Source organism: Pseudarthrobacter sulfonivorans, from assembly GCF_001484605.1.
Classification (GTDB): domain Bacteria; phylum Actinomycetota; class Actinomycetes; order Actinomycetales; family Micrococcaceae; genus Arthrobacter; species Arthrobacter sulfonivorans_A.
Genome location: NZ_CP013747.1, coordinates 3,659,581 through 3,682,721 on the forward strand (window position 1 = coordinate 3,659,581; position 23,141 = coordinate 3,682,721).

General features: G+C 66.0%; 26 protein-coding genes. 15 read left to right on the top strand and 11 right to left on the bottom strand.

From position 1 onward, the window contains the following. The first annotated feature begins 15 nt into the window (after nt 1-15). The 9 genes from AU252_RS16545 to AU252_RS16585 all read left to right on the top strand — a co-directional run bounded on the left by AU252_RS16545 (nt 16) and on the right by AU252_RS16585 (nt 6,675). Nucleotides 16-687 (top strand): arsenate reductase ArsC, encoded by a 672-nt coding sequence (locus AU252_RS16545; RefSeq protein WP_058931672.1) that lies wholly within the window; start codon nt 16-18, stop codon nt 685-687. Then, complete coding sequence (locus tag AU252_RS16550) at nt 684-1,106, top strand: low molecular weight phosphatase family protein (RefSeq protein WP_058931673.1); 423 nt, start codon at nt 684-686, stop codon at nt 1,104-1,106. Before AU252_RS16545 ends, AU252_RS16550 begins: the two co-directional genes overlap by 4 nt. A 145-nt stretch (nt 1,107-1,251) precedes the next feature. Beyond that, nucleotides 1,252-2,115 (top strand): HpcH/HpaI aldolase/citrate lyase family protein, encoded by an 864-nt coding sequence (locus AU252_RS16555; RefSeq protein ID WP_058931674.1) that lies wholly within the window; start codon nt 1,252-1,254, stop codon nt 2,113-2,115. A gap of 32 nt (nt 2,116-2,147) precedes the next feature. Next, a complete protein-coding gene (locus AU252_RS16560; RefSeq protein WP_083510453.1) occupies nt 2,148-3,104 on the top strand; it encodes a DUF2797 domain-containing protein in 957 nt (318 codons plus the stop codon). 22 nt (nt 3,105-3,126) lie between these two features. Then, a complete protein-coding gene (locus AU252_RS16565; RefSeq protein ID WP_058931675.1) occupies nt 3,127-3,351 on the top strand; it encodes a DUF3188 domain-containing protein in 225 nt (74 codons plus the stop codon). A gap of 44 nt (nt 3,352-3,395) precedes the next feature. Then, nucleotides 3,396-3,863: an FAS1-like dehydratase domain-containing protein gene (locus tag AU252_RS16570; RefSeq protein WP_058931676.1), complete on the top strand. Its 468-nt coding sequence runs from the start codon at nt 3,396-3,398 to the stop codon at nt 3,861-3,863. A gap of 2 nt (nt 3,864-3,865) precedes the next feature. Continuing rightward, entirely contained in the window at nt 3,866-4,303 is a 438-nt protein-coding gene (locus AU252_RS16575) for a MaoC family dehydratase (RefSeq protein WP_058931677.1), read from the top strand. A 4-nt stretch (nt 4,304-4,307) separates the two neighbouring features. After that, on the top strand, nt 4,308-5,582 hold the full coding sequence (locus tag AU252_RS16580; RefSeq protein WP_058931678.1) for an MFS transporter: 1,275 nt from the start codon (nt 4,308-4,310) through the stop codon (nt 5,580-5,582). 25 nt (nt 5,583-5,607) lie between these two features. Beyond that, nucleotides 5,608-6,675 (top strand): UDP-N-acetylmuramate dehydrogenase, encoded by a 1,068-nt coding sequence (locus AU252_RS16585; protein ID WP_058931679.1) that lies wholly within the window; start codon nt 5,608-5,610, stop codon nt 6,673-6,675. 2 nt (nt 6,676-6,677) lie between these two features. Here the strand turns inward: AU252_RS16585 and AU252_RS16590 are convergent, their stop codons facing one another. After that, complete coding sequence (locus AU252_RS16590; RefSeq protein WP_157769010.1) at nt 6,678-7,187, bottom strand: hypothetical protein; 510 nt, start codon at nt 7,185-7,187, stop codon at nt 6,678-6,680. A 37-nt stretch (nt 7,188-7,224) separates the two neighbouring features. Here AU252_RS16590 and AU252_RS16595 point away from each other — a divergent pair, with 37 nt between their 5' ends. After that, the gene (locus AU252_RS16595) at nt 7,225-8,322 is read left to right on the top strand and encodes a winged helix DNA-binding domain-containing protein (protein WP_058931681.1); all 1,098 of its coding nucleotides are present in this window, start codon (nt 7,225-7,227) and stop codon (nt 8,320-8,322) included. A gap of 88 nt (nt 8,323-8,410) precedes the next feature. Here the strand turns inward: AU252_RS16595 and asd are convergent, their stop codons facing one another. The 10 genes from asd to AU252_RS16645 all read right to left on the bottom strand — a co-directional run bounded on the left by asd (nt 8,411) and on the right by AU252_RS16645 (nt 18,807). Next, the gene (gene asd, locus AU252_RS16600) at nt 8,411-9,553 is read right to left on the bottom strand and encodes an aspartate-semialdehyde dehydrogenase (protein WP_058931682.1); all 1,143 of its coding nucleotides are present in this window, start codon (nt 9,551-9,553) and stop codon (nt 8,411-8,413) included. 94 nt (nt 9,554-9,647) lie between these two features. After that, nucleotides 9,648-9,866, bottom strand: a complete 219-nt coding sequence (locus tag AU252_RS16605) for an NF038396 family protein (protein ID WP_056344500.1) — start codon at nt 9,864-9,866, stop codon at nt 9,648-9,650. A gap of 1 nt (nt 9,867) precedes the next feature. Further along, the gene (locus AU252_RS16610; protein ID WP_058931683.1) at nt 9,868-10,452 is read right to left on the bottom strand and encodes a dihydrofolate reductase; all 585 of its coding nucleotides are present in this window, start codon (nt 10,450-10,452) and stop codon (nt 9,868-9,870) included. Beyond that, on the bottom strand, nt 10,449-11,252 hold the full coding sequence (locus tag AU252_RS16615; RefSeq protein WP_058931684.1) for a thymidylate synthase: 804 nt from the start codon (nt 11,250-11,252) through the stop codon (nt 10,449-10,451). The genes AU252_RS16610 and AU252_RS16615 overlap by 4 nt, the downstream gene beginning before the upstream one ends. Before the next feature lie 85 nt (nt 11,253-11,337). Continuing rightward, nucleotides 11,338-11,727 carry a GntR family transcriptional regulator gene (locus tag AU252_RS16620; RefSeq protein ID WP_058931685.1) on the bottom strand — a complete coding sequence of 130 codons (390 nt, stop codon included), beginning with the start codon at nt 11,725-11,727 and terminating at the stop codon, nt 11,338-11,340. Beyond that, a complete protein-coding gene (locus AU252_RS16625) occupies nt 11,724-13,388 on the bottom strand; it encodes a hypothetical protein (RefSeq protein ID WP_240484211.1) in 1,665 nt (554 codons plus the stop codon). Before AU252_RS16625 ends, AU252_RS16620 begins: the two co-directional genes overlap by 4 nt. A gap of 148 nt (nt 13,389-13,536) precedes the next feature. After that, nucleotides 13,537-14,505 (bottom strand): NUDIX hydrolase, encoded by a 969-nt coding sequence (locus AU252_RS16630; protein ID WP_058931686.1) that lies wholly within the window; start codon nt 14,503-14,505, stop codon nt 13,537-13,539. Nucleotides 14,506-14,515: 10 nt separating this feature from the next. Then, nucleotides 14,516-16,765: an RNA degradosome polyphosphate kinase gene (locus AU252_RS16635; protein ID WP_058931687.1), complete on the bottom strand. Its 2,250-nt coding sequence runs from the start codon at nt 16,763-16,765 to the stop codon at nt 14,516-14,518. A gap of 148 nt (nt 16,766-16,913) precedes the next feature. After that, nucleotides 16,914-17,885, bottom strand: a complete 972-nt coding sequence (mshD, locus tag AU252_RS16640) for a mycothiol synthase (RefSeq protein ID WP_058931688.1) — start codon at nt 17,883-17,885, stop codon at nt 16,914-16,916. A 223-nt stretch (nt 17,886-18,108) separates the two neighbouring features. Continuing rightward, complete coding sequence (locus tag AU252_RS16645) at nt 18,109-18,807, bottom strand: winged helix-turn-helix transcriptional regulator (protein WP_056344481.1); 699 nt, start codon at nt 18,805-18,807, stop codon at nt 18,109-18,111. 348 nt (nt 18,808-19,155) lie between these two features. Here AU252_RS16645 and AU252_RS16650 point away from each other — a divergent pair, with 348 nt between their 5' ends. The 5 genes from AU252_RS16650 (at nt 19,156) to AU252_RS16670 (ending at nt 23,139) form a co-directional block, all read left to right on the top strand. Continuing rightward, the gene (locus AU252_RS16650) at nt 19,156-19,923 is read left to right on the top strand and encodes a hypothetical protein (protein ID WP_058931689.1); all 768 of its coding nucleotides are present in this window, start codon (nt 19,156-19,158) and stop codon (nt 19,921-19,923) included. Between the two features lie 170 nt (nt 19,924-20,093). After that, nucleotides 20,094-20,708 carry an FABP family protein gene (locus tag AU252_RS16655; protein WP_056344475.1) on the top strand — a complete coding sequence of 205 codons (615 nt, stop codon included), beginning with the start codon at nt 20,094-20,096 and terminating at the stop codon, nt 20,706-20,708. A gap of 74 nt (nt 20,709-20,782) precedes the next feature. Then, on the top strand, nt 20,783-21,505 hold the full coding sequence (locus AU252_RS16660) for a flavodoxin family protein (RefSeq protein WP_058931690.1): 723 nt from the start codon (nt 20,783-20,785) through the stop codon (nt 21,503-21,505). A 96-nt stretch (nt 21,506-21,601) separates the two neighbouring features. After that, the gene (locus AU252_RS16665; RefSeq protein WP_058931691.1) at nt 21,602-22,684 is read left to right on the top strand and encodes a YgfZ/GcvT domain-containing protein; all 1,083 of its coding nucleotides are present in this window, start codon (nt 21,602-21,604) and stop codon (nt 22,682-22,684) included. Further along, nucleotides 22,684-23,139, top strand: a complete 456-nt coding sequence (locus AU252_RS16670) for an ankyrin repeat domain-containing protein (RefSeq protein ID WP_083510454.1) — start codon at nt 22,684-22,686, stop codon at nt 23,137-23,139. The genes AU252_RS16665 and AU252_RS16670 overlap by 1 nt, the downstream gene beginning before the upstream one ends. Nucleotides 23,140-23,141: the final 2 nt, after the last annotated feature.

Sequence of the window (23,141 nt, forward strand, 5' to 3'; positions counted from 1 at the left end):
CAAGGGAGTATTGCCATGACCGAACACCAGAAAACGACGCTGGGATTGCAGGACAATACTGAAATCCTGCACCGGATAAGCGAACGCCTCGCCGAGCGTTTCACCGGGGTGTTCGCCGTCGAGACGGTCGAACGCTACGTCTTCGAGTCCTACACGGCCTTGGCCCGGACAGCGAAGATCAGCGCCTACCTGCCTGCCACCACGGAACACTTCGCCAACGACCGGCTGGCCGCCCTGGCCAAATCCAAAGGGTCGGTGGTCTCCGAGGTCCCGGAGGTCCTGTTCGTTTGCGTGCAGAACGCCGGCAGGTCACAAATGGCTGCCGCGCTGCTCAACGTTGAAGCCAAGGGCAGGATCCGCGTCCGGTCGGCAGGCTCCATGCCGGCAGCTGAGCTGGATCCAACCGTTGTGACTGTAATGTCCGAAATGGGCTTGGACCTGGGCAAGGACTATCCGAAGCCACTCACGGACGACGTCGTGCGGGCATCTGACGTCGTCATCACCATGGGTTGCGGTGACTCATGCCCCATCTACCCCGGGAAACGCTATGAAGACTGGGACCTGACCGACCCCGCCGGTCAGTCCCTGGAGACGGTCCGGGTCATTCGCGACGAAATCCAGGCGCGCATCAAAACCCTCGTCGGCTCACTCCTGGCCGCAGAACAGAAAGAAGACACCAACTCATGACCGAAAGCACCAAGACTCCCCGTATCCTGTTCGTCTGCAGCAAAAACGGAGGCAAGTCCCAACTCGCGGCCGGTCTCATGCGGGACCTCGCCGGCGACGACGTCACCGTCTACTCGGCAGGCACCAAACCGGGCAGCTGCCTGAACAACGAGGCCGTGGAATCCCTGAACGAACTCGGCATCGACATTACGGGGGAACACCCTAAGCCCGTCACCGACGAGGTGCTTGACGCCGTCGACGTCGTGATCGTTCTGGGCACCGAAGCCAAGCTCGAACCCCGCGAAGGCACGCGCTTCGAAACCTGGGAAACCGACGAACCTTCCACCCGCGGCATCGAAGGCACGGAGCGCATGCGCCTCGTCCGCGACGACATCAACGCCCGCGTCCGAAAGCTCCATGCGGAACTCACAGGGAACTAAGCCTGTCCAAACCGGTGGTTGAGCTTGTCGAAACCCGGGTCTCGACAGGCCCGACCACCGGCGCCGGACGGTCGTATCTGTATTGTTCGGCACGTCCGGTGCCATGGCTTAGCGCTGGCGGTGCCCGGGCAGATACGGTAGTAGCATGACGTCACCCACCGCCACCGAGACATTACGCCCCAAGCGCAACATCCCAGCAGAAATCGCCCGTTCGTGGCTTCTGGTCAACGCCATGAAAACCGACCTGTTTGACCAGTCGGCTGTTTCGCGCGCTGACTCGATCATCCTGGACATCGAGGACGCCGTGGACCCGTCGCAAAAGGACGAGGCGCGCGGGCACGTGATTGACTGGCTCAGCGGCGGCGGCCAGGCCTGGGTCCGCATCAACGATGCCACCAGCCCGTTCTGGGCCGATGACCTGGCAGGGCTGCGCGGTACGCCCGGGCTGCTCGGCGTGATGCTCGCCAAGACCGAATCAGCTGACCAGGTGACCGAAAGTTTCCACCGGATGGACGGCAAGACGCCCGTCATCCCGCTCGTGGAATCCGCTGTGGGTATCGAGGAAGCCAACAACATCGCCAAGGCCCAGGGCGCCTTCCGCCTGGCCTTCGGCTCCGGCGACTTCCGCCGAGACACCGGCATGGCGGCCACCCCCGAGGCCATGGCCTATCCGCGCGCGAAACTGGTGGTTGCCAGCCGCGTCGGCAACCTGCCCGGCCCCATTGACGGCCCCACCGTCGGCACCAACCACCCCATCCTGCGCGAGCAGACCGGCATCACCGTGATGATGGGCATGACCGGCAAGCTGTGCCTGGCCATCGACCAGACGAACGTCATCAACGAGGTCATCAGCCCCACCCCGTCGGACGTCGCCTGGGCCACGGACTTTATGTCCGACTTCGAGGCCAACGGCCGCGTCATCCGTGACGGCTCGGACCTGCCCCGCCTGGGCCGCGCCGAAAAGATCATGAAGCTCGCGGTAGCGTTCGGCGTGCAGCCCGCGCTGTAGCGCCAACGTTTACCCAACGCACAGGAGACCCCGTGACCGATACCCGCTATCTGGTTCACGGGGTCTTTTGGGACGGCGACCCGGCGCAGACGGTAAGGCACGACGGCGGCAGCCCGGTTCTGCGCCTCCAGTCACCGTCCGGGGATCTCCGCGAGGTCAGCCTCGCGGCGGGCGCCAGGCTCGGTTTCGCGGTGGCCGATCACGGCAGGTTCTGCCTGGGGCATTACAAGGTCCACTCAGCCAGCAGCCGTGACCACGTCCTGTGCCCGGCCCGCGCCCCCGCCGTGAAGGGCAAGCAGTGCGAACGCTGCTTTGTGCTGGACGATTCCCGCCTTATCCACGATTTCCACCGGGGCGGCCGCGTTCCGGACGGGCTGCGAACTTATCTTCTGCAGGATCACTGGCTGTACGTGGCCACGTTCGCCGGCGGCGCCAGCAAGGTGGGCACGGCGTCCCACCTGAGGAAATGGAACCGGCTCGCGGAACAGGGAGCGGTGGTGGCGCGGTACGTTGCCAGGGCGGAGGACGGCCGCGTGGTTCGGCTCCTCGAGGACATGGTGACGCGCGAGGCCGGCCTGGCGCAGCAGGTCCGCTCCGCCGCCAAAGCCGAGGCCCTGGCGGGGCCATTGCCCGCGGCCGCCTTGGACGGCATCAATGAGCGGCACGCGGCCGCGGTCCGCACGCTGCTGGGCCAGGCCGCCGTCGACGGTTCCAGCCCAGAAGGTTTCAGCATCGTGGACGAACTATGGGTGCGGCCGGCGCAGGCGGCAGGGCTTTGCGCCACCACGGCGCGCCACGCCTACACGCATCCGTTGGAGCAGGGAAAGCACGGCTTCGGCATCACCGCGCTGAGCGGGAGCAACGCCCTCGCCAGCCTGGCCGGAACGGACGCGGCCTTTGTGGTGAACCTTGGCCGGCTGGCTGCCCGGACCATCGTCCTGGGGGACTTCGCCTCGGAGGTGCCGGCCGTGCAGGAACCGCTGTTCTGAACCCGCTCGGTAGACTGTCACGGTGCTCAAAGAATTCTGGGAGTCAGCGCCCACCTCGTACAAAGTCCTGGTCTTCGGCGCCATGGGCCTCATCGCCGTCGGAATCATCCTGAACCTGATCGGCAACATATCCGGAAACCAGGGCCTCGCCACTGCGTCACTGCCGCTGATTGGGCTAGGCCTCCTGCTGCATATCGCCGGGATTGTGGTGCGGGGCCAGACCATCCGGAAGAACCTCCGCAAGTAGCCGGAATTCCGGGTGTCCCGGGGCAGACCGATAGGCTTGAGGCCATGACTATCAATCCGGACCTGCAGGGCCGCAGCTACCCTGCCGCAGAGGTTTACGACGTCGGCCGCGAGAAGATCCGCGAGTTCGCCCGCGCGGTCAAGGCCACGCACCCAGCCCATTTTGACGTCGAGGCCGCGAAGGCCCTCGGACACAAGGATTTGGTGGCACCACCCACGTTCGCCATCATCATCGCCCAGCGCGCCGATGCCCAGCTGATCGAGGATCCGGACGCCGGCATCGACTTCTCCCGCGTGGTCCACGCCGACCAGCGCTTCATCCACCACCGCCCCATCTTCGCCGGCGACCGCCTCGTTGCCGAACTGCACGTTGACGGTGTCCGTGCCATGGGCGGCGGGGCCATGATCACCACCCGCCAGGAAATTTTCGCCCTGACCGACGGCGGCAACGGACCGCGCGAGGCAGTCGCCACCACCACGTCATCCATCCTCGTCCGCGGAGAGGGACAGTAACCATGAGCCCCAGCTTCCACGAACTCAGCGCCGGCCAGGACATCGGCAGCCGCACCATCGAGGTCACCCGGACCGACCTGGTCAAGTACGCCGGCGCCTCCGGCGACTTCAACCCCATCCACTGGAACGAAGCCTTCGCCACCGGCGTGGAACTGCCCGGTGTGATCGCCCACGGCATGTTCACCATGGGTGCCGCCGTTCAGCTGGTGACCGACTGGGCAGGCGACCCCGCCGCCGTCGTCGACTTCCAGACCCGCTTCACCAAGCCGGTCCTGGTTACGGACACCACCGGAACCACGGACGCCGGGGCCACCATCGAGGTCAGCGGCGCCATTGGAAAGCTCGACGCCGATGCGGGCACCGCCCGCGTTGACCTCACCGTGGTCGCTGCCGGCCAGAAAGTGCTGATGAAGGCCCAGGCCGTCGTCAGGCTTTCATGATCCTTTGACCGTCAACACAACTGCCGCTGCCGAGGTCACTGCCTGGCGCAATGCCGTGGTGGTTGCCTACGCCGGCAGTGGGCTGGCCTTCGCGTCCTGGGTTTCCCGGCTTCCGGCCATCCGCGACGGGCTGGACCTGACCCCCGGCACTGTCGGTTTGCTGTTGCTGTGCATGACCCTGGGATCGTTCGTCTCGGTGTCCGCGTCGGGGCTGATCGTGCTCCGTCTGGGCTCCAAACGGACCATCCGCACAGGCGCCATCATGGTGGCCTGCGGCATGGCCATCACCGGATTTGGAACGTCGGTCCTGGCCACGCCGGTCGCGGTGGCCGTGGGACTTGCCGTCATCGGGCTCGGCTCCGCCAGCTGGAGTACGGCCTCCAACGTCGAGGGCGCCTCCGTGGAACGCGCGGTGGGCCGGCACATCATGCCCAGGCTCCACGGCGCGTTCAGCCTCGGCACCGTGGCAGGTGCAGGCTTTGGCGCATGGGCCGCAGCTGCCTCCGTCCCGGTGTTTTGGCACCTGGCCGCCGCCGGCGTCGTGGTTGCCGTCTCGGTGACGACGGCGGCAGCCTGGTTCCGTGCGGATGTCACCCCGGTCGCGGGGGAGCGGAAGTATGTACCGGACAACTTCGAGGACCCGTTCACCGGACCCATCCCCATTGTCACCGCCGGCGCGCCGGCTGACGTTTCCGGGGCCCCGCTGGACAACAAGCGCAAGATCGCGGAGGCCTGGCGCGACCGGCGCACCCTGCTGCTGGGTGTCATGGTCCTGGGGCTTGCCTTGGCCGAAGGCGCAGCAGGGGACTGGGTAGCCCTGGCCCTCGCCGACGGGCACGGCCAGACCGACGCTGCCGGAGCCGCCGGCTACGGGCTCTTCGTGACGTTTATGACCATCGGACGCTTCGCCGGCACGGTGGTCCTGGACCGCTTCGGCCGCGTTCCGGTGATGCGCTGGTGCGCCGCGCTGGCAGTGTTGGGGCTCGGGCTCTTTGTGTTTGCCCCCGTTCCCTGGCTCGCCTTTGTGGCCCTGGCCATCTGGGGACTCGGCGCCTCACTGGGGTTCCCGGTGGGCATGTCGGCCGCGGCGGACGATCCCGCCAAGGCCGCGGCCCGCGTCTCCGTCGTGTCCACCATCGGCTACGGCGCCTTCCTATGCGGGCCCCCGTTGTTGGGGCTGCTGGCTGAACACGTGGGCATCCTGCACTCGCTGCTGGCCGTGATGGTGATGCTGGTGGCCACCTTCCTGCTCTCACCGGTGGCCCGGAAAGTTACCTAGTGTTGGCCTAAGTTAGTCTAAGTTGGTGACTCAAACACTGCTCTCCCACCTGACCACGGCCGCCGTCGGAGGCCCCGCCGGCAAATATGTTGAGGCCAGCACCGAGGCGGAGATCATCGACGCCGTCCGCACGGCTGACGCTGCGGGCGAGCAGGTCCTCATCATCGGCGGGGGCTCCAACCTCCTGATTTCCGACGACGGGTTCCCCGGCACCGTGATCAGGATCGCCTCCGAAGGGTTCACCGTCAACGCCGAGGACTCCTGCGGCGGCGTGGCCGTGGTGGTCCAGGCCGGCCACAATTGGGATGCCCTGGTGGAGCACGCAGTGCTGCATGCGTGGTCCGGCATCGAAGCACTTTCCGGCATCCCGGGGGCCACGGGCGCCACGCCCGTGCAGAACGTCGGGGCCTACGGCTCTGACGTCTCCCAGACCATCGCGGCTGTCCGCACCTGGGACCGGACCCGGAACGCGGTCCAGACGTTCACCAACTCAGAGCTGAAGTTCGGCTACCGCGATTCCATCCTGAAACAGACCACGGTCGAGGGCTCACCCCGCTACGTGGTGCTGACCGTGGAATTCCAGCTGCCGCTGGGCCGGATGAGCGCGCCTATCCGCTACGCCGAACTGGCCCGCTCCCTGGGCGTTGAAGCAGGCAAACGGGCGTACTCCAACGATGTCCGCCGGGAGGTCCTGCGGTTGCGGGGTTCCAAGGGCATGGTGCTGGACCCGGCCGACCGGGACACCTATTCCACCGGCTCCTTCTTCACCAACCCGGTTGTGCCCGTGGACGTGGCGGCAACGCTGCCGGAGTCCGCACCGCAGTACCCCGCGGGGGCAGAGGGGCTGGTGAAGTTGTCCGCCGCCTGGCTGATCGACCAGGCGGGATTCGGCAAGGGCTATGGCCTGGAGGAGGGCAGCGCCTCCGGCGGCCGGGCGTCACTGTCCACGAAGCACACGCTTGCCATCACCAACCGCGGCTCCGCCAGCGCCAAGGACATACTGGCCATCGCGCGCGAGGTGCGCGCCGGCGTCGTCGAACGCTTTGGCATTGAACTGCACCCGGAACCGCTGCTCATCGGCGTGACGCTCTAGCGTCAGCCTGCTTGCGTGACCGGCGCCAGGCGCCCGTCAACGGTGCCGATCAGCCGGACGTTCGTGGCCATGCCCAGCAGGGCGGCGGCCCAGCCGGTCAGCGCCAGATATGGCCCCATAAACAGCCAGACCATAAGTCCCGGAACCGCCGGGTGGGTCGCGGCTGCAAGAATGCAAACCACCAATCCGATCACGGCGGTGGCATGGGCGAGGATCCAGAGCAGCCGGCCGCTGACGGGATAGAGCTTCCAGTCACGGACAATGCGGACCTTGCCGCGGCCCACCCGGATACCGGGAAAAAGCACGGCGTACCCTCCGCCGAGCGACAGGAACAGGGAAGGCAAGAGGAGTTCCAGGGGTGCCTCGCCGCCGCCTCCCGGGAATCCCAGGGGCTGGAAACCAATGGCCGGGGCCAGCCCGATGGCCACGCCGGCCAGGACGGATACGGTCCCTGCCACCAGCCATGCCTGTGTTCCGCGCGCGAACAATTGCCACAAACTCCCCAAAGTCATGCTTACACCCTATCGGGCCAGGTCCTACGATGAGGACATGGCAGTGAACCGCGTAAGCCCCAAGGTGATGGGCAGGTTACGCCTTGCCTCTCAAGGACTGCTCGGTCCCGGACTCGGCTCCGTAGAGGCCGCGGTCCGCTGGATGACAGCCACGCAGGCTCAGGACCTGCAGGCCGCCCTCTGGGCCATCGGCCTCCGCGTTCCGGGCGCAGGTTTGACTGACGTGCGCGCCGCGCTGGACAGCGGAAGGGTGGTCCGGTCCTGGCCGATGCGCGGCACCTTGCACCTGGTGGCTCCAGAGGATCTGCGCTGGATGCTGGACCTCACCACCGAGCGTCTCAGCCGCATCATTGCCGGCCGGCACCGGGAACTGGACATCACCTGGGCGGACATCGAGAAGTGCCGCGACGTTGCCTTGGAGCGAATTGCGGCCGGCGGTCCCGTGAGCCGGACCGAACTCTTCGAGGTGTTTGAGGCAGCCGGGCAGCCCACCACCGGCCAGCGGGGGATCCACCTCTTGGGGACGCTGTGCCGGCACGCCTGGCTGGTTCAAGGGCCGTTGGCCGGGAACCAGCAGCTGCTGGTAGCGTTCGATGACTGGATCCCCGTGTCGCGCGAGCTTGAGCGGCAGGAAGCGATCGCCGAGTTCATGTTGCGCTACTTCCGCAGCCATGGCCCTGCCACCGTCCGCGACTTCGCCTGGTGGACGCAGATTCCCCTGACCGACGTGCGGGCAGCGTTTGAGCTGGTCAGCGGGCAACTGGTGGAGCTGGAATTCGGGGGTGTCCCCTACTGGATGTCACCGGAGACTGCATCAATGCTCGACGACGGCGTGCCCGGGCAGCGCTCCGTGCTCCTGCTGCCGGGCTTCGACGAGTTCCTGCTGGGCTACCAGGACCGCAGCCTGGTGTTGGCGCCGGAGCACGCCAACAAGATCGTCCCGGGCGGCAACGGAGTGTTCAAGAAGACCGTCGTGGCCGGGGGAGAGGTGATCGGCACGTGGGCGCGGGCCGGAACCAGCCGTAGCGCCGCCGTCGTGCCTGCACTGTTTGACGCAGCCAAGCCACTTGGACCCGCTGCGCAGGCCGTGTTCAGCAAGGCCGCCGAACGGTACCTTGAGTTCCTCAACACGTGACATCACACAGCAATGCGGGGTCACTTACGACCCTTCCGCGGGTGCGGATCGGGCGGTAAATGACCCCGCGTTGCTGTGTGGCGGGAGGTTACAGGTTCCCTGTGGCGATGTTGAGCATGCGGCGCAGCGGCTCGGCGGCGCCCCAGAGCAGCTGGTCGCCCACGGTGAAGGCGCTGATGTACTCCGGGCCCATTTCCATCTTGCGGATGCGGCCCACGGGGATGTCCAGCGTGCCGGACGCGGCGACGGGGGTCAGGCCTGCCATGGAGTCTTCCTTGGTGTTCGGGATGACCTTGGCCCACTCGTTGTCGTCGGCGAGGAGCTTCTCGATCTCGGCCACGGAGAGGTCCTCGCGGAGCTTCAGCGTCAGTGCCTGCGAGTGCGAACGCATGGCGCCGATCCGGATGCACAGGCCGTCCATGATGATCCGGTTTTCGTCCGATGTGCCCAGGATCTTGTTGGTTTCAACCCCGGCCTTCCACTCTTCCTTGGACTGTCCGTTGCCCAGGTCCGCGTCGATCCACGGGATGAGGGAGCCGGCCAGGGGCACGCCGAACTGGGTGGCGTCGATGTCGGAGCGCTGATGGGCCAGGACCTTGCGGTCAATTTCCAGGATGGCCGACGCCGGGTCGTCCAGTTCCGAGCTGACTTCGGCATTGAGCGTGCCGAACTGGCTCAGGAGCTCGCGCATGTGCCGCGCGCCGCCGCCGGAGGCAGCCTGGTAGGTCATGGACGTGCCCCATTCGACGAGGCCGTTCTTGAACAGCCCGCCGAGGCCCATGAGCATGCAGGAAACGGTGCAGTTGCCGCCGATGAAGTCCTTGGTCCCGTTGACCAGGCCCTTGTCGATGACGTCGCGGTTGATCGGGTCCAGCACGATGATCGAGTCGTCGTTCATGCGCAGCGTGGAGGCGGCGTCGATCCAGAGGCCGTCCCAGCCGCGGCCACGCAGCTCGGTGTGCACGCGCTTGGTGTAGTCCCCGCCCTGGGCGGTGACAATAATGGGCAGCTTAGCCAGCGTGTCGACGTCGAACGCGTCCTCAAGCTTGCCGGCGGCGCCAGCGGCAGCACCGGCAATCGACGGGGCGGCACCTCCCGCGTTTGACGTGGAGAAGAACACCGGGTTGATGTTGGCGAAGTCGCCCTCGTCCTGCATGCGCTGCATCAGGACGGAGCCGACCATGCCGCGCCATCCGACCAGGCCGACGGAGGGGGTAGCTGCTGTAGTCATTCGTCCAGTTTAGACGCCGGATCGCGCAGGGCGCAGTCGGTTACGTCACTACCGTGAGGGATAACGCGCGACGGCGTGTGGCAGGAAACAGACGTCAGCTGCGGTTGGTTTCCTCCAGCACCGCGGCTTTGCGGAGGCGCAACGCGTAGAAGGCGCCGAAGGCAAACACCTGCGTCACCACCACCAGCACGATGGCGCCGGCGATCTTGTTGCCGCCCAGGATCATGGTCAGGCCCACGATCGCAGAGAGCAGCGCGAGCAGCGGCAGCAGCATGTAGCCCAGCACAAACAGTGTTTCCGGTTTTTTCAACATCTCAGCCCTGCGTCCTAATCCATTTGGTAAACCTGTAGCGCGTTCCGTTGGCCGCCGTCAGCCACCCGTCTGGCGGGACGGACGCCGCCGCCTCCCAGGTCTCATCGAGCTCCGGAGCGAACGTGTCGCCGTCGGCCTCCATATCGATGGTGGTGACCACCGCGACGTTGGCGAGTTCGGTGGACTGGCGGAAGACTTCGCCGCCTCCCAGGATCCACACGGTCCCGCCGCCGTCGACGAACTGCGACTCAAGGAGGGCATCATCCAGGGAGGGGACCACGACGGCGCCCTCCGCCTCGGGCGATTCGCCCCAGTTTTTCTGCCGGGTGATCACAATGTTCGTCCGGCCGGGCAGGGGACGGTACTTGTCCGCGAAGGACAGCCACGTCTTGCGGCCCATGATCACGGGGTGCCCCATGGTGAGCCGGCTGAAGTGCTTCAGATCCTCAGGGAGGTGCCAGGGCATATCGCCGTCCTTGCCGATCACACCGCCGGACGTCTGCGCCCACACAAGGCCGACGCCGGTCACGGAACCGGCGAGTTCCTGCGTGAAGTCCTGGGGGTCTGCTGCGTTTTCGGTGCTCATACGGCGATCGGGGCCTTGATTGTGGGGTGGTGCTGGTAGCCCACCACTTCGAAGTCCTCGAGCGTGTAGTCGAAGATCGACGCCGGCTTCCGGGTGATCAACAGCTGCGGGTATTCATACGGTTCCCGGTCCAGCTGCTTCAGGACCTGGTCCATGTGGTTCTCGTAGATGTGGACGTCGCCGCCTGTCCAGACAAACTCGCCAGGCTCCAGCCCCACCTGCTGCGCAATCATGCACGTGAGCAGGGCGTAGGAGGCAATGTTGAAGGGCACGCCCAGGAACATGTCCGCCGAGCGCTGGTACAGCTGGCAGGACAGTTTGCCGTCGGCCACATAGAACTGGAAGAACGCGTGGCACGGGGGCAGTGCCATGTCCTTGAGCTCGGAGACGTTCCAGGCAGACACGATGTGCCGGCGCGAGTCCGGGTTGGTCTTGAGGTTCTCCACCAGCTCGGCGATCTGGTCAACATGGCCGCCGTCAGGGGTGGGCCAGCTGCGCCACTGCACGCCGTAGACGGGGCCGAGTTCGCCGTCCGCGTCGGCCCACTCGTTCCAGATGCTGACGCCCTGGTCCTGCATCCATTTGACGTTCGATTCACCGCGCAGGAACCACAGCAGTTCCACTGCCACGGACTTGAAATGTACGCGTTTGGTGGTGATCAGCGGGAAGCTCCGGCCAAGGTCAAAGCGCAGTTGACGGCCGAAAACGCTGGTGGTTCCGGTGCCCGTCCGGTCGGATTTGTGCGTGCCATGGGCCAGGACATCGCGCAGGAGGTCTTCATAAGGCGTCGGGATGCTCACGGCTAAAGTCTACCGGGCCAAGCCCTGCCGACCCCGCAAGGGTCCCGCGGCTGGCCTCAGCGTTGGCCGCCGGCCGCGCGTCGGATCAGCCCTTCCTCAGCTTGCCGCGGACCAGATCGAGCAGCAGTTCATCGGTGAGTCGGGCGTCGCGGCCGGCATTGACCAGAAGGTCGACGGCGGCAGTCACCGCTTCCGGCACCGGCCCGCCTGCCTGCTGGGCGCCGCCCGGTGCCGGCTGCGCGACGACGGTGCCGTTCCGCCGTCGGGATTCAATGAATCCGGCAGCTTCAAGTTCCTTGTACGCCCGCGCGACCGTTCCGGCGGCGATGCCCAGATCGGCGGCCAGGCTGCGGACCGTGGGCAGCCGGCTTCCGGCGGTGAGTGTTCCGGTGGCGATCAGGGCGCTGATCTGCGAGCGGATCTGTTCATACGGCGGGGTTGCCGAGCGCAGGTCCACGGAGATGCCGGCGTTCACGGCACCCGTTCCGGGACAGGCTTCGCCGCGGCGGCTGGAGTTCGGGCAAAACCCTTGACCGGGATGACGGCGATCAGCACGCCGGCGGCCGCGAGCAGCGCCCCGGCAATGATGGCCGGCTGCCACGGGGCTGCCCAGGTTGTTGCCGGCAGGCCCAGCAGCGGCGGCCAGGCCTGGCTTGCCGTCATCAGCAGCACGCCTGCTTGGGCTGTGCAGAACGCCGCGAACGTCCGCACCACACGATGGACCGTGATGGCCCGCAGCGCGGCGTCCAGGCCGTGGATGTCGGTGGATATGCTGCGACGCCTCCGGGCCGCAACAACCGGCAGGCTGGCGATGGCCGCGACGGCCGCCGTCGCAACCGCCGCGATCACCCAGCCGGGAGAACCATCGGGGGGCGTGCCGCCCGGGCGCAGGAAACCGTCCAGCCCGGCCTCACGCAGTTCCCATTCCCCGGCAGCAGTCAGCACCGTGATCGCGACGAAGAGTACGACGGCGACGATCGCCGTGGTGAGCAAAGCCGGGCTCACCACCTGCCGCGGCCATGTCCGCGGTATCCCGTGGGTGCCATAGCTGCGCTGGAGCAGCAGCTCGCCGGCCCCAGCCACCAGCAGAACGGCTGCCGCCATCAGCGCGACAAATAGCATCGGCAGCCCCGGAAGGTTGGCACCGGGGAAATAGAGACCGGGCACGAACAATCCCAGTACGGCGGCTGCTACCGGGGTGAACCCCATGGCTGCCCCGAGGGAAACAACGAGACGGGTTGCCGGATGCGCGGCGGCCGGTGATTCTGAGAGCGCCGCCCTGTTCCCATTGCCGTTGACCTGGACGCTGGGGAGCTTGGGCGGCGCCCACCCCCACATGACCAGCAGCACCACGAACGCCGCAAATCCGGCCGGGTTGGTCCAGCTGGATACATTGGCGGCCGGATCGGGCCGGGCAGCAAAATTGCCTGCCACCGCGGCAAGCCCGGCGGCGATGGTTGCGACGGTCCTCAAGAGCCTGTTCATGGCGATGGTCCGCAGCAGGTCGCTCTCTGGTGCATCCAGGGCCTCGAGCTGCCGCCGGTGGCTGATGAGTTTGAGCACCAGCGCGGTTCCCAAGGCCAGCGTCAGCCAGGCGGCGCCTAGGCAGGCGGCCAAAATGTAACCCTGGATCCGGCCGTCCCCACCGATGCGCCTGAAACTGCTCGGGCCTTCCTGCAAAGCGCCATACGGGATGGCGTCGTAGGCGGGAAGGCCAGCCACAAACCCGATCTGCAGCGCCGAACCCACAAAGATCGCGGCGACAGTCCAGGCCAGGGGACGGGGCAGGAAGTCCCGGATGCGGCGGATCTCCAGGGAGGCCAGCCGGCGGGGGAGCCGGGGTCCGGGGTAGCTCAGCTGCCCCACGGCATGGACCGCGAGGCAGCCCAGGACCGGCCACGCCAAAGCTCCGAGGATGCTTGTTGGCGTGGCCAGGGTGGGCGATGTGTTGCCCGCCGGAATGATGCCCGCAGTCCCCGCGGCCTGCAGGGAGCTAGCCAACCATCCGATCACGCCGATCCACAGCGCATGCTGGGAAACCGTGACGGCGGTGGTCCCGCCGCCCGGGGCTCTGATCACCCACCGCAACAGCAGGTAGAGGCCGGCGGCCAACAGGAACGGCCACAACAGGACCATGGGCGGCACGTTGTGTACCGCTATTTCGAGACCGTCGACGCCTGGCACATCATCCCCCAGATTTTGCGCATCAATGTACTAAGTATTTGATACAAACATCTCGGGGTCAACAGGCTGTGGCGTCGCGCCCGGCATTGACCAAAAAAACCTAGTCGTCGAAGGGCTTGAACTGCTCCACTGCCACGATGCGGCGCCTGTTGTCGATGGCCACGTGGCACACCACCAGCTCACCAGGGGACAGGTACGGGTCGGCGTCCGGCAGGAGCGCGCGCACGCGGCCCGGCATGTGCTTGCCCAGCTGGCCCAGGATAGTGGGCAGTGCGGGACGGTGCGTGCAGACGGCGACGGGCCGTGCCTTCTCCAGGAGCGACTCAATGGCGGCAGCGGTTTTCTTGGGGGTCCTGGCGTGCCGGTGTTCCGTCAGCGCTTCCACCAGTTTGACCTTGGCCCCTGTTGCCCTCAGGTATGGCGCCACCGTTGAAACGCAGCGCTGCCAGGGACTCGTCACCACGCGCGGCGGCTTCCAGACCTGCAGCAGCCGACTGACGGCCTGCGCCTGCCTGATTCCCGTCGCGGCCAGAGGCCGTTCACCCTCGGCTTTGGACCAGGACGAGCGGGGCTTGGCCTTTGCATGCCGCACCACAATCAGCGGCCACGTGTTGAGGTCACCCCGGCCATGGGCTGCCCGCAGGTACTCCAAGGGAACGACGTCGGTCGGATTGGACAGCAGTCCTGCGGCCGTTTCAGGGGCGCACCACACCACGCGGTCCACCTCCTTGCCGTCGGGAACGAGGCGGGCTCCGTTGACGTGGACCGCCCAATAGTGGACCACCTTCAGTCCAGTCGCCACCCGGTAGTGGATCGGCGGCAGCGGAATGCCCAGGGGTGCATCAAGTCCGATCTCCTCCTGCACCTCACGGGCCGCGCATTCGGGAAGGGTCTCGCCGGCGTCGATCTTGCCCTTGGGCCAGGACCAGTCGTCATATCGCGGACGATGGATCAGCAGGACTTCGAGACCTTCGGAGTTGATACGCCAGGGCAGCGCCCCGGCCGCGACGACGGCGACTGCCTCGCGGGGATGGTCTGTTTGGTCTGCTACGAGGATGTCGCTCGCCAACGCCGTAGCCCTACCGCCGGCTCAGGCTGCGCTGGCGGGTGCGCGACGCCAGCAGCCAGGACTGGATGTCGTCGAGGTGGCTGCCGTCGTCGGCAATGTGGTGCCGGTTCCACAGGCCCTGGTTATCCAGATGCCAGCTGGCTGTCTCAGGATCCATGTAGCGGCGCAGCAGGTTAAGGACGTAGCTGATGTCGTCGGGATTGGACAGCTGGACCAGGGCCTCGACCCTGCGGTCCAGGTTCCGGTGCATCATGTCCGCCGAGCCGATGTAAACCACAGGATCGCCGCCGTTGGCAAAGGCGAACACGCGGGAGTGTTCCAGGAAGCGGCCCAGCACGGAGCGCACGGTGATGTTGTCGCTGAGGCCCGGGACGCCGGGACGCAGCGAGCAGATGCCGCGCACAATGACGTCCACCATCACGCCGGCCTGGGACGCGCGGTAGAGGGAGTCGATGATGGCTTCATCCACCATGGAGTTGACCTTGATCTGCACCCTGGCGGCCAGCCCGGCCCGGGCGTTGCGGATCTCGGTCTCGATGCGGTCGATCAGCCCGGAGCGGACGGAGCGCGGAGCAACCAGGAGCCGTTTGAACGTGGACTTCGGCGCATAGCCGGAGAGCTGGTTGAACAGTTTGGAAAGGTCCTCGCCCACCTGGTCGTTGGCGGTCAGCAGGCCAAGGTCCTCGTAGTAGCGGGCCGTGCGGGGGTGGTAGTTGCCGGTGCCGATGTGGCAGTAGCGGCGCAGCCCGTCCACTTCCTGGCGGACCACCAGCGACAGCTTGCAGTGGGTTTTCAGGCCCACGATGCCGTAGACCACGTGGACGCCAGCCTGTTCCAGCTTGCGGGCCCAGGAGATATTGGCCTGCTCGTCGAACCGGGCCTTGATCTCCACGAGGGCCAGCACCTGCTTGCCGGCCTCGGCGGCATCGATCAGGGCGTCGACGATGGGGGAGTCGCCCGAGGTCCGGTACAGGGTCTGCTTGATGGCCTGGACCTTGGGGTCCGCGGCCGCCTGTTCCAGGAACGCCTGCACCGACGTGGAGAAGGAGTCGTACGGGTGGTGGAGCAGGATGTCGCGGCGGCGCATGGCCGAGAAAACGTTGGCGGCCTTGGACGTCTCGGACTCGTTGAGGAACCGGGACGTGTGCGGCATGTGCTTGGGGTAATGAAGGTCGGCACGGTCAATTCCGGCAATGACGGACAGGCCGCGGAGGTCCAACGGAGCCGGAAGCGAGTAAACCTCGGACTCGTCCACTCCGAGCTCACGGATGAGCAGGGCCCGGATGTTCGGGTTGATGTCGTGGGTGACTTCGAGGCGGACGGGAGGGCCGAACCGGCGGCGCAGCAGTTCCTTCTCCAGCGCCTGCAGGAGGTTCTCGGCGTCGTCCTCTTCCACTTCGAGGTCCTCGTTGCGGGTGACGCGGAAGATGTGGTGTTCCAGGACTTCCATGCCGGCGAAGAGCTTGTCCAGGTGGACGGCGATGACTTCCTCAAGCGCGATGAAACGCGCCACGCGTCCCGCCACGGCCCCGGCCCGCGGACCGTCGATGGAGATCAGGCGGGGAAGCTGGTCCGGAACCTTGAGGCGGGCGAAAAGTTCCTTGTCGCTCACGGGGTTGCGGACCACGACGGCCAGGTTGAGGGAGAGCCCCGAAATGTAGGGGAACGGGTGTGCCGGGTCCACGGCCAGCGGCGTCAGGATCGGGAAGACCTTTTCGGCGAACATGGCACTGAGCTGCTGCTTGGCGGCGTCATCCAGTTCTTCCCAGTGCATCAGGTGGATGTGCTCATAGGCCAGGGCGGGGCGGATCTGTTCGGCGTAGACCTGGGCATGGCGCTGCTGGAGGCGGTGGGCTTCGTCGCCGATCTTCTCCAGCACCTCCACAGGGCTGAGGCCGGCAGGGGAGGGCACGGCGAGGTTGGTGGCGATGCGCCGCTTCAGGCCTGCCACCCGGACCATAAAGAACTCGTCCAGGTTGGACGCGAAGATGGACAGGAAAGCCACGCGTTCCAGGAGGTGGAGCGAGGGGTCTTCGGCGAGTTCCAGGACGCGGGAGTTGAAAGCCAGCCAGCTGAGTTCGCGGTCCAGGAAACGGTCAGGCCGGATGTCCCCTTCGGGCACAAGGTTGGGCGCAAACTCGGGGATGTCGATCCGGTCCTGCGTTGCACGCGAGGCAGGGACTTCGGATGAGCCGAAGCGCGCGCGCACCGGCACTGAAGCGCCCTCGGACGTGACTGTTCCGGCGGGTTCCGGTTTCATGGTCTCTCCTCTTACCTGGCGCTTGATGCTGGCCCTCGGCCGGCGCGGTTCTTTACCAACCTTACAATCAATCAGCGTCCACAAGCCCTAGATTTCGGGCCACCCGAAGTCGTTGGTCACACGAGTGGGATAACTCACTCGGGCGCCACTAAACGGAGGCCAGCGGTCCGTACATTACGTCCATATCCCAGCGTGTGAAGCCCAGGCCCCGGTAGAGGGAAACGGCAGCGGTGTTGTCGGCATCCGTGTAGAGCATGACGGCGTGAAGCCCCAGGCCCTGCAGATGCCTGATGCCAGCCACAGTGAGTGCTTTTCCCAGGCCCATACCCTGCGCGGCCGGTGTGACGCCCACAGCGTAGACCTCGCCGATCGCAGGGTGGGCGCCGTGGCGCGGATGCACCTTGGTCCAGTGGAATCCCAGCAACCGGTCCTCGGCGTCCACGGCCAACAGGAAGCCGGCGGGATCAAACCAGTCCTCGGCCATGCGGGCATCCAGGTCCGCGCGGGACATCGAGCCCTGCTCGGGGTGGTGGGCAAATGCGGCGCGGTTCGTAGCCAGCCAGCGGTCCTCGTCCTTGCCCGGCACAAAGGGGCGGAGCGTGACGCCATCCGGCAGGCCGACGTCGGGCAGTTCTGCCGTGGCGGTGGTCAGCCTCATCTTCCAGAGTTCGCGCACCGGACCGTAGCCGTAGCGGGCGGCGAGGTCCGCGGCTGCCTCGTGGTTGCCGTGGGACCAGGCCTTCAGCCCATCCAGGCCTCGCCCGGACTGAAGTGCGCCGACAAGCCGGTCCGCCACGCCCTGGTTGCGGTAGCTGGGGTGGACGGCAATTTCCAGCACTCCACTGCCGTCCGGCTCCTCCACAACAACGGCAAACCCGGCCAGGTCCTGGCCGGAGGAGGGATCGGAATCCTCGTCCGGCGCGTAGAGCGCCAGGGTCAGGAGGGAATGCTCTGCAGAGTCCCCGGCGCGGAGTGTCACCACTGTTTGCTCGGAAAGCGAGGGGTTGCCGTCAGACTCCTCGGCAGCTGCCAGGAGCGCCACGCAGTCCTTCAGCAGCTGTTGTTCCACGCCGCCGTGGACAATCAGGACGGGCCATTTTTCCGGGTGCGCAGGACTCATGAGGCTAGGCTATACGCCCCGGCCGGAAGGCGCTCCGATTTGATGGCCCCGGGGCAGGCACGTATAGTCGATATCTCACCCGCCGCTAACGGTGGGAACGAGGGGGATCCACCAATGGGGTGGCCTCGATACGTTCGACCCGTATGTCCTCCACAAATACAGCCTGACTAAGACAGCAACAGCCCCGGACCACTGGTCCGGGGCTGTTGCTGTCTGAACGGTGTCAGGCTTCCGTCAGTTCGTCTTCCTGCTGCCGCACCAGGGTCAGGCGGTAGCCGACGTTCCGGACCGTGCTGATCAGGTTTTCGTGGTCCGCGCCGAGTTTGGCACGCAGCCGCCGGACGTGGACATCCACGGTGCGCGTGCCGCCGTAGTAGTCATAGCCCCACACCTCGGTGAGCAGTTGCTGGCGGGTGAAGACGCGGCCGGGGTGCTGGGCCAGATATTTGAGGAGTTCGAATTCCTTGAACGTCAGGTTCAGCGGGGCGCCGTTCACGCGGGCAGTGTAGCTCGCTTCATCGATCACCACGCCTGCCGCCCGGATCTCCGTGGGGGCGTCATCCTTGTCCGGAACTGCCCGCGCCACGGAGAGCCTGATTCGGGCTTCCACTTCGGCGGGACCGGCTGAATCGAGCACGATGTCATCCACGGCCCAGGCCGAAGAAACAGCGGCCATACCGCCCTCGGTCAGGATCAGGACCAAGGGCGCGCTCAAACCTGTGGCCTTGAGCAGCTGGGTGAGGGAGCGGGCGCCTACGAGGTCCTTGCGTGCGTCGAGGAGCACAATATCGCAGGGATCGGTCTCCAGTAGTGCTGTGGGTTCCGCGGCGAGGATGTGCACGCGGTGGTTCAGCAATTCCAGGGCAGGCAGAATGTCTACCGAAGAACCGGTGCTGTTCGTCAATAGCAGGATGTGCGACATTGTTCCTCCAAGGGGCGTCCGCGCATCTTCGGGCGACTGAACCGGGTTTTCGCCGGCCGGTACTATCTCACTGCAGCGGACTTGGCCGACTAAGAATCTATCCGGCCGGCATCCGTAGCAGGAAGCGTAGCTGAACTCTGAGTATACCCACCGGCCTGCACGACAGCACGGATTCCGCCCCCTCAAACCTTCGTTTTGCGACATATCCGGGTCACATAAGGCAGGATTGAACCGTCGGGCAGAACGCCCTGACACCGAAGGCCGAGCCGCCGGGTCCACAGCCAGAATGGGATGCCACGAATTGAGTGCAGAGTCGAAGCCGAAGCGAACCGGCCGGCCGGGTTCCCGATGACCGCCGAGGTGCAGGCCCCGGCAAAGTCACTGGGCTCGTGGGTCATCGGTGTTGTCGGAGTGGCGGGACTCGTAGCGATCATCGCCGGCGTCTACATCTCGCGCGAGGCACTCATCGGCGTCGCCGCGGTGATTGCTGTGGCGGTAGGCATCGGCTGGCCCCACTTTCTCCGCATCCCCGCGAAAAAGACCCTTGCAGCCGTCATCGCGCTGCCCGGCGTCGGATCGGCGCTCGCGGCCGGCTTTGTCCCCGCCCCGGGTTTCCTGGACTGGACGCCTGCATTTATGGCGCTGGGAATGATGGCCGTGTTTGTGGTGCAGCTCATCCGAGGCACCGGCCAGGCCCAGCGGCTTGAATCCACCCTGGGCTGCTGCGCCGGTGTGCTCCTCTCCTGCCTGGGAGCAGGCTGGGTCGCCGGCGCGCGCTTCAACGGCGTCCGCGAGATGCTCCTGGTGGCAGCCATCAGCGCTGCCGTGGCGCTGCTGGCCGGCCTCATCCGCTGGCCGGACAGCATCGTGGCCCCCCTCGGCATCGTGATGGCAGGACTTGCCGGGCCGCTCGCTGGCCTGGTCTTCTCCGACATTGCTGTTCTGCCGGCGGCGATCTTCGGCGTTGTGGTTGGCGCCGTCCTGGTCAGCTTCCGCCGCCTCGTAACACTCCGCGGCGGTCCGCTGAATCTTTTGGCTGCGGTTAGCATGGGGCTTGCACCGGTTTCGGCCGTGGGCTCCCTGGCTTACTTCATAGACAAACTACTCATCTACTAACCGGTTAGGATGGCATCATGTCCGTACTTGCATTTGAAATCTTCTTCCTCGTCCTGCTCGGCATCGCCAGCCTGTCCATGGCCTGGTTCGCCGGCTTTGTGGTTTACCGCCTCTTCAAAGGGCAGAAGTAAACCCGTTCAACGAGCTAGCATTTTCCTGAGGTAATTGCCGTGCCGATAGAAATTCCTACAGACCTGACACCGGAACTTGTTCCGCTTTCCTGGCTCATTGGTGAGTGGGAAGGCAGCGGCCGGCTCGGCAGCGGGGACGAGGACTCGGAGCACTTCCTCCAGCACGTGTCCTTCACGCACAACGGGCTGCCGTACCTTCAGTACCGTGCGGAGAGCTGGTTAACTGACGACGACGGCACGCGCCTGCGGCCGCTGACAGTTGAGACCGGTTTTTGGGCGCTGGAGCGCAAACAGCTTGATGCCGACGGCGGACCGGGCCTGATTCCGGCCGATATTGTTCCCGCACTCAAGAGCGCCGATGAAGTCGAAGCGCTGCGCAATAAAGACGGCGGCTTCGATATCTCGGTGTCCATCTCACATCCCGGCGGGATCTCCGAGCTCTACTACGGGCAGATCAAGGGCCCGCAGATCCAGCTCACCACCGACATGGTGATGCGCGGCAGCCATTCCAAGGACTACAGCGCGGCCACCCGGATCTTCGGCCTGGTGGACGGCAACCTGCTCTGGCGCTGGGACGTGGCCACCGGCGGAACATCGCAGCCCGGCAAGGGTCTCGAAGCGCACGCCTCTGCTTTCCTGAAAAAGGTTTCCTGACGCCCTGCCGCTTCACCGATTCTCAGTAGACTTGGCATCCTGGGCTTCACCCACGAGTGAATCAAGGGAGCGTCATGGCTGCACCGCAGGACTCCACGGATTACAGCGACCTGAAGGCTGTGTACTTCAACGGGACCCTTAAACGGTCGCCGGAGACCAGCAACACCGAGGGCCTGATCAATGTCAGCCGCCTCATCATGGAGAAGCAGGGCGTCAGCACGCGCGTGATCAGGACTGTCGACCACGACATCGCCAGCGGTGTTTACCCGGACATGACCGAGCACGGCTGGCCGTCCGATGAGTGGCCGGAACTTTACCCGGCAGTTGAAGAAGCCGACATTGTGGTGGTTGCCGGTCCCATCTGGCTGGGCGACAACTCCTCCCAGACCAAGAAGCTGATCGAACGGCTCTACGCCCATTCGGGGGAACTGAACCACAAGGGCCAATGGGTGTTCTACCCCAAGGTTGGCGGCTGCCTGATCACCGGCAACGAGGACGGCATCAAGCACTGTTCCATGAACGTGCTGTACAGCCTGCAGCATGTCGGCTTCACCATCCCTCCCCAGGCCGACGCCGGGTGGATCGGCCCGGTGGGCCCCGGCCCGAGCTATCTTGACGAAGGCTCCGGCGGCCCCGAATCCGACTTCACCAACCGCAACACCACGTTTATGACCTGGAACCTGCTGCATTTCGCCCGGATGCTTAAGGACGTCGGCGGGATTCCCGCGTACGGCAATCTTCCTGAAGAATGGAAAGCCGGAACACGCTTCGATTTCGAAAACCCGGAATACCGCTGACGCCGCCCCCGGGTGGTTGACCCACCGGTGGTCGAGCTTGTCAGGACCCGCTGCCCGAGACCGGAATACCCACCGACCTAAGGACGTTGCCCCAGTATGACTACTCCCAGCCCCCTACTGTCGCGCCCCGGCGCCGTCGAGGCCACCGGCGCGGACGCCGGCGTCGCATCCCACTACGGTGAGCCGCTGCGTGAGCAGCGCGCCCTCGCAGCCGGTACCGCCGTCGTCGACCTCTCTCACCGCGGCGTGGTGACGGTCAGCGGTCCGGACCGGCTGACCTGGCTGAACACCCTGTCTTCCCAGCAGGTCACCGGCCTGCAGCCGGGGGAGTCAAGCGAGCTGCTGTTGCTGAGTGTCCAGGGCCGGATCGAGTTTGACGCCCGTGTAGTGGACGACGGCGGGACCACCTGGCTGATTGTTGAGGCCGCCGAGGCTGCACCGCTGGCTGAGTGGCTGAACAAAATGAAGTTCATGCTGCGCGTGGAGGTCACCGACGTCTCCGCCGACTGGGCCGTGCTCGCGTCCACAAAGGCTGTGGAGGAATGGTCCGCACTGCTGGCCTGGCGGGATCCTTGGCCGCACGTCGGCGCCGGCGGCTACTCCTATGCTGTGGTTCCGGAAGAAGGACACCCGGGGCTGGAGCGGCCCTGGATCGAGTATCTGGTGCCGGCCGCTGAACTTGAGGAAACTGTGGCGGACCGCCCGCTCGCCGGCGTAATGGCGGCTGAAGCCCTCCGCATTGCCGCGTGGCGCCCCAGGCTGGGCGCTGAAACCGACGACAAAACCATTCCGCACGAACTGGACCTCCTCCGCACCGCCGTGCACCTGTCCAAGGGCTGCTACAAAGGCCAGGAGACCATCGCCCGCGTCCACAACCTGGGCCATCCGCCGCGGCGCCTGGTGTTCCTGCAGCTGGACGGGTCGCAGCACACCATGCCGGCGCCCGGCAGCCAGGTCATGCTGGGCGAGCGGAAGGTCGGGACAGTGACGTCCGTTGCCCAGCACTACGAAATGGGTCCGGTGGCGCTGGCCGTCATCAAACGGTCCGTCGCACCGGATGAAATGTTGACCGTGCTGGACGGCGAGGAGCCTTACATCGCTGCCCAGGAAGTAATTGTTGCTCCCGACGCCGGCCAGGTAGTGGGGCGCCAGACTGGATTCCTGAGGGGGACCCGCTGATGACCGAGAACACCGCACCCGACGCAGCTTCAACAGGCGCCGCCAAACCCGATGCCGCTGCGCCTGACGCCTCAACGCCCGACGACGAGGCTGTGGCGCTGGCCCACCGGCTCTTCCAGGCTGCCCGGGAGGGGGACACCGGTCTCCTGCGCACGTATCTTGACGCCGGGGCTCCGGCCACCATGACCAACACGGCCGGGGATTCCCTGCTGATGCTGGCCGCCTACCACGGCCACGCTGAGACGGTGCAGCTGATCCTCGAGCACGGCGGAGAGGCCAATACGGCCAACGACCGCGGCCAGACCCCACTGGCCGGCGCAGCATTCAAGGGCTACACGGACGTGTCCCGCGTGTTGCTGGACGCCGGTGCAGATCCCGACGCCGGCAGTCCCTCCGCCCGGGCTGCAGCGCAGATGTTCGCCCGCACCGACATCCTGGATCTGCTGGGGAACTGACG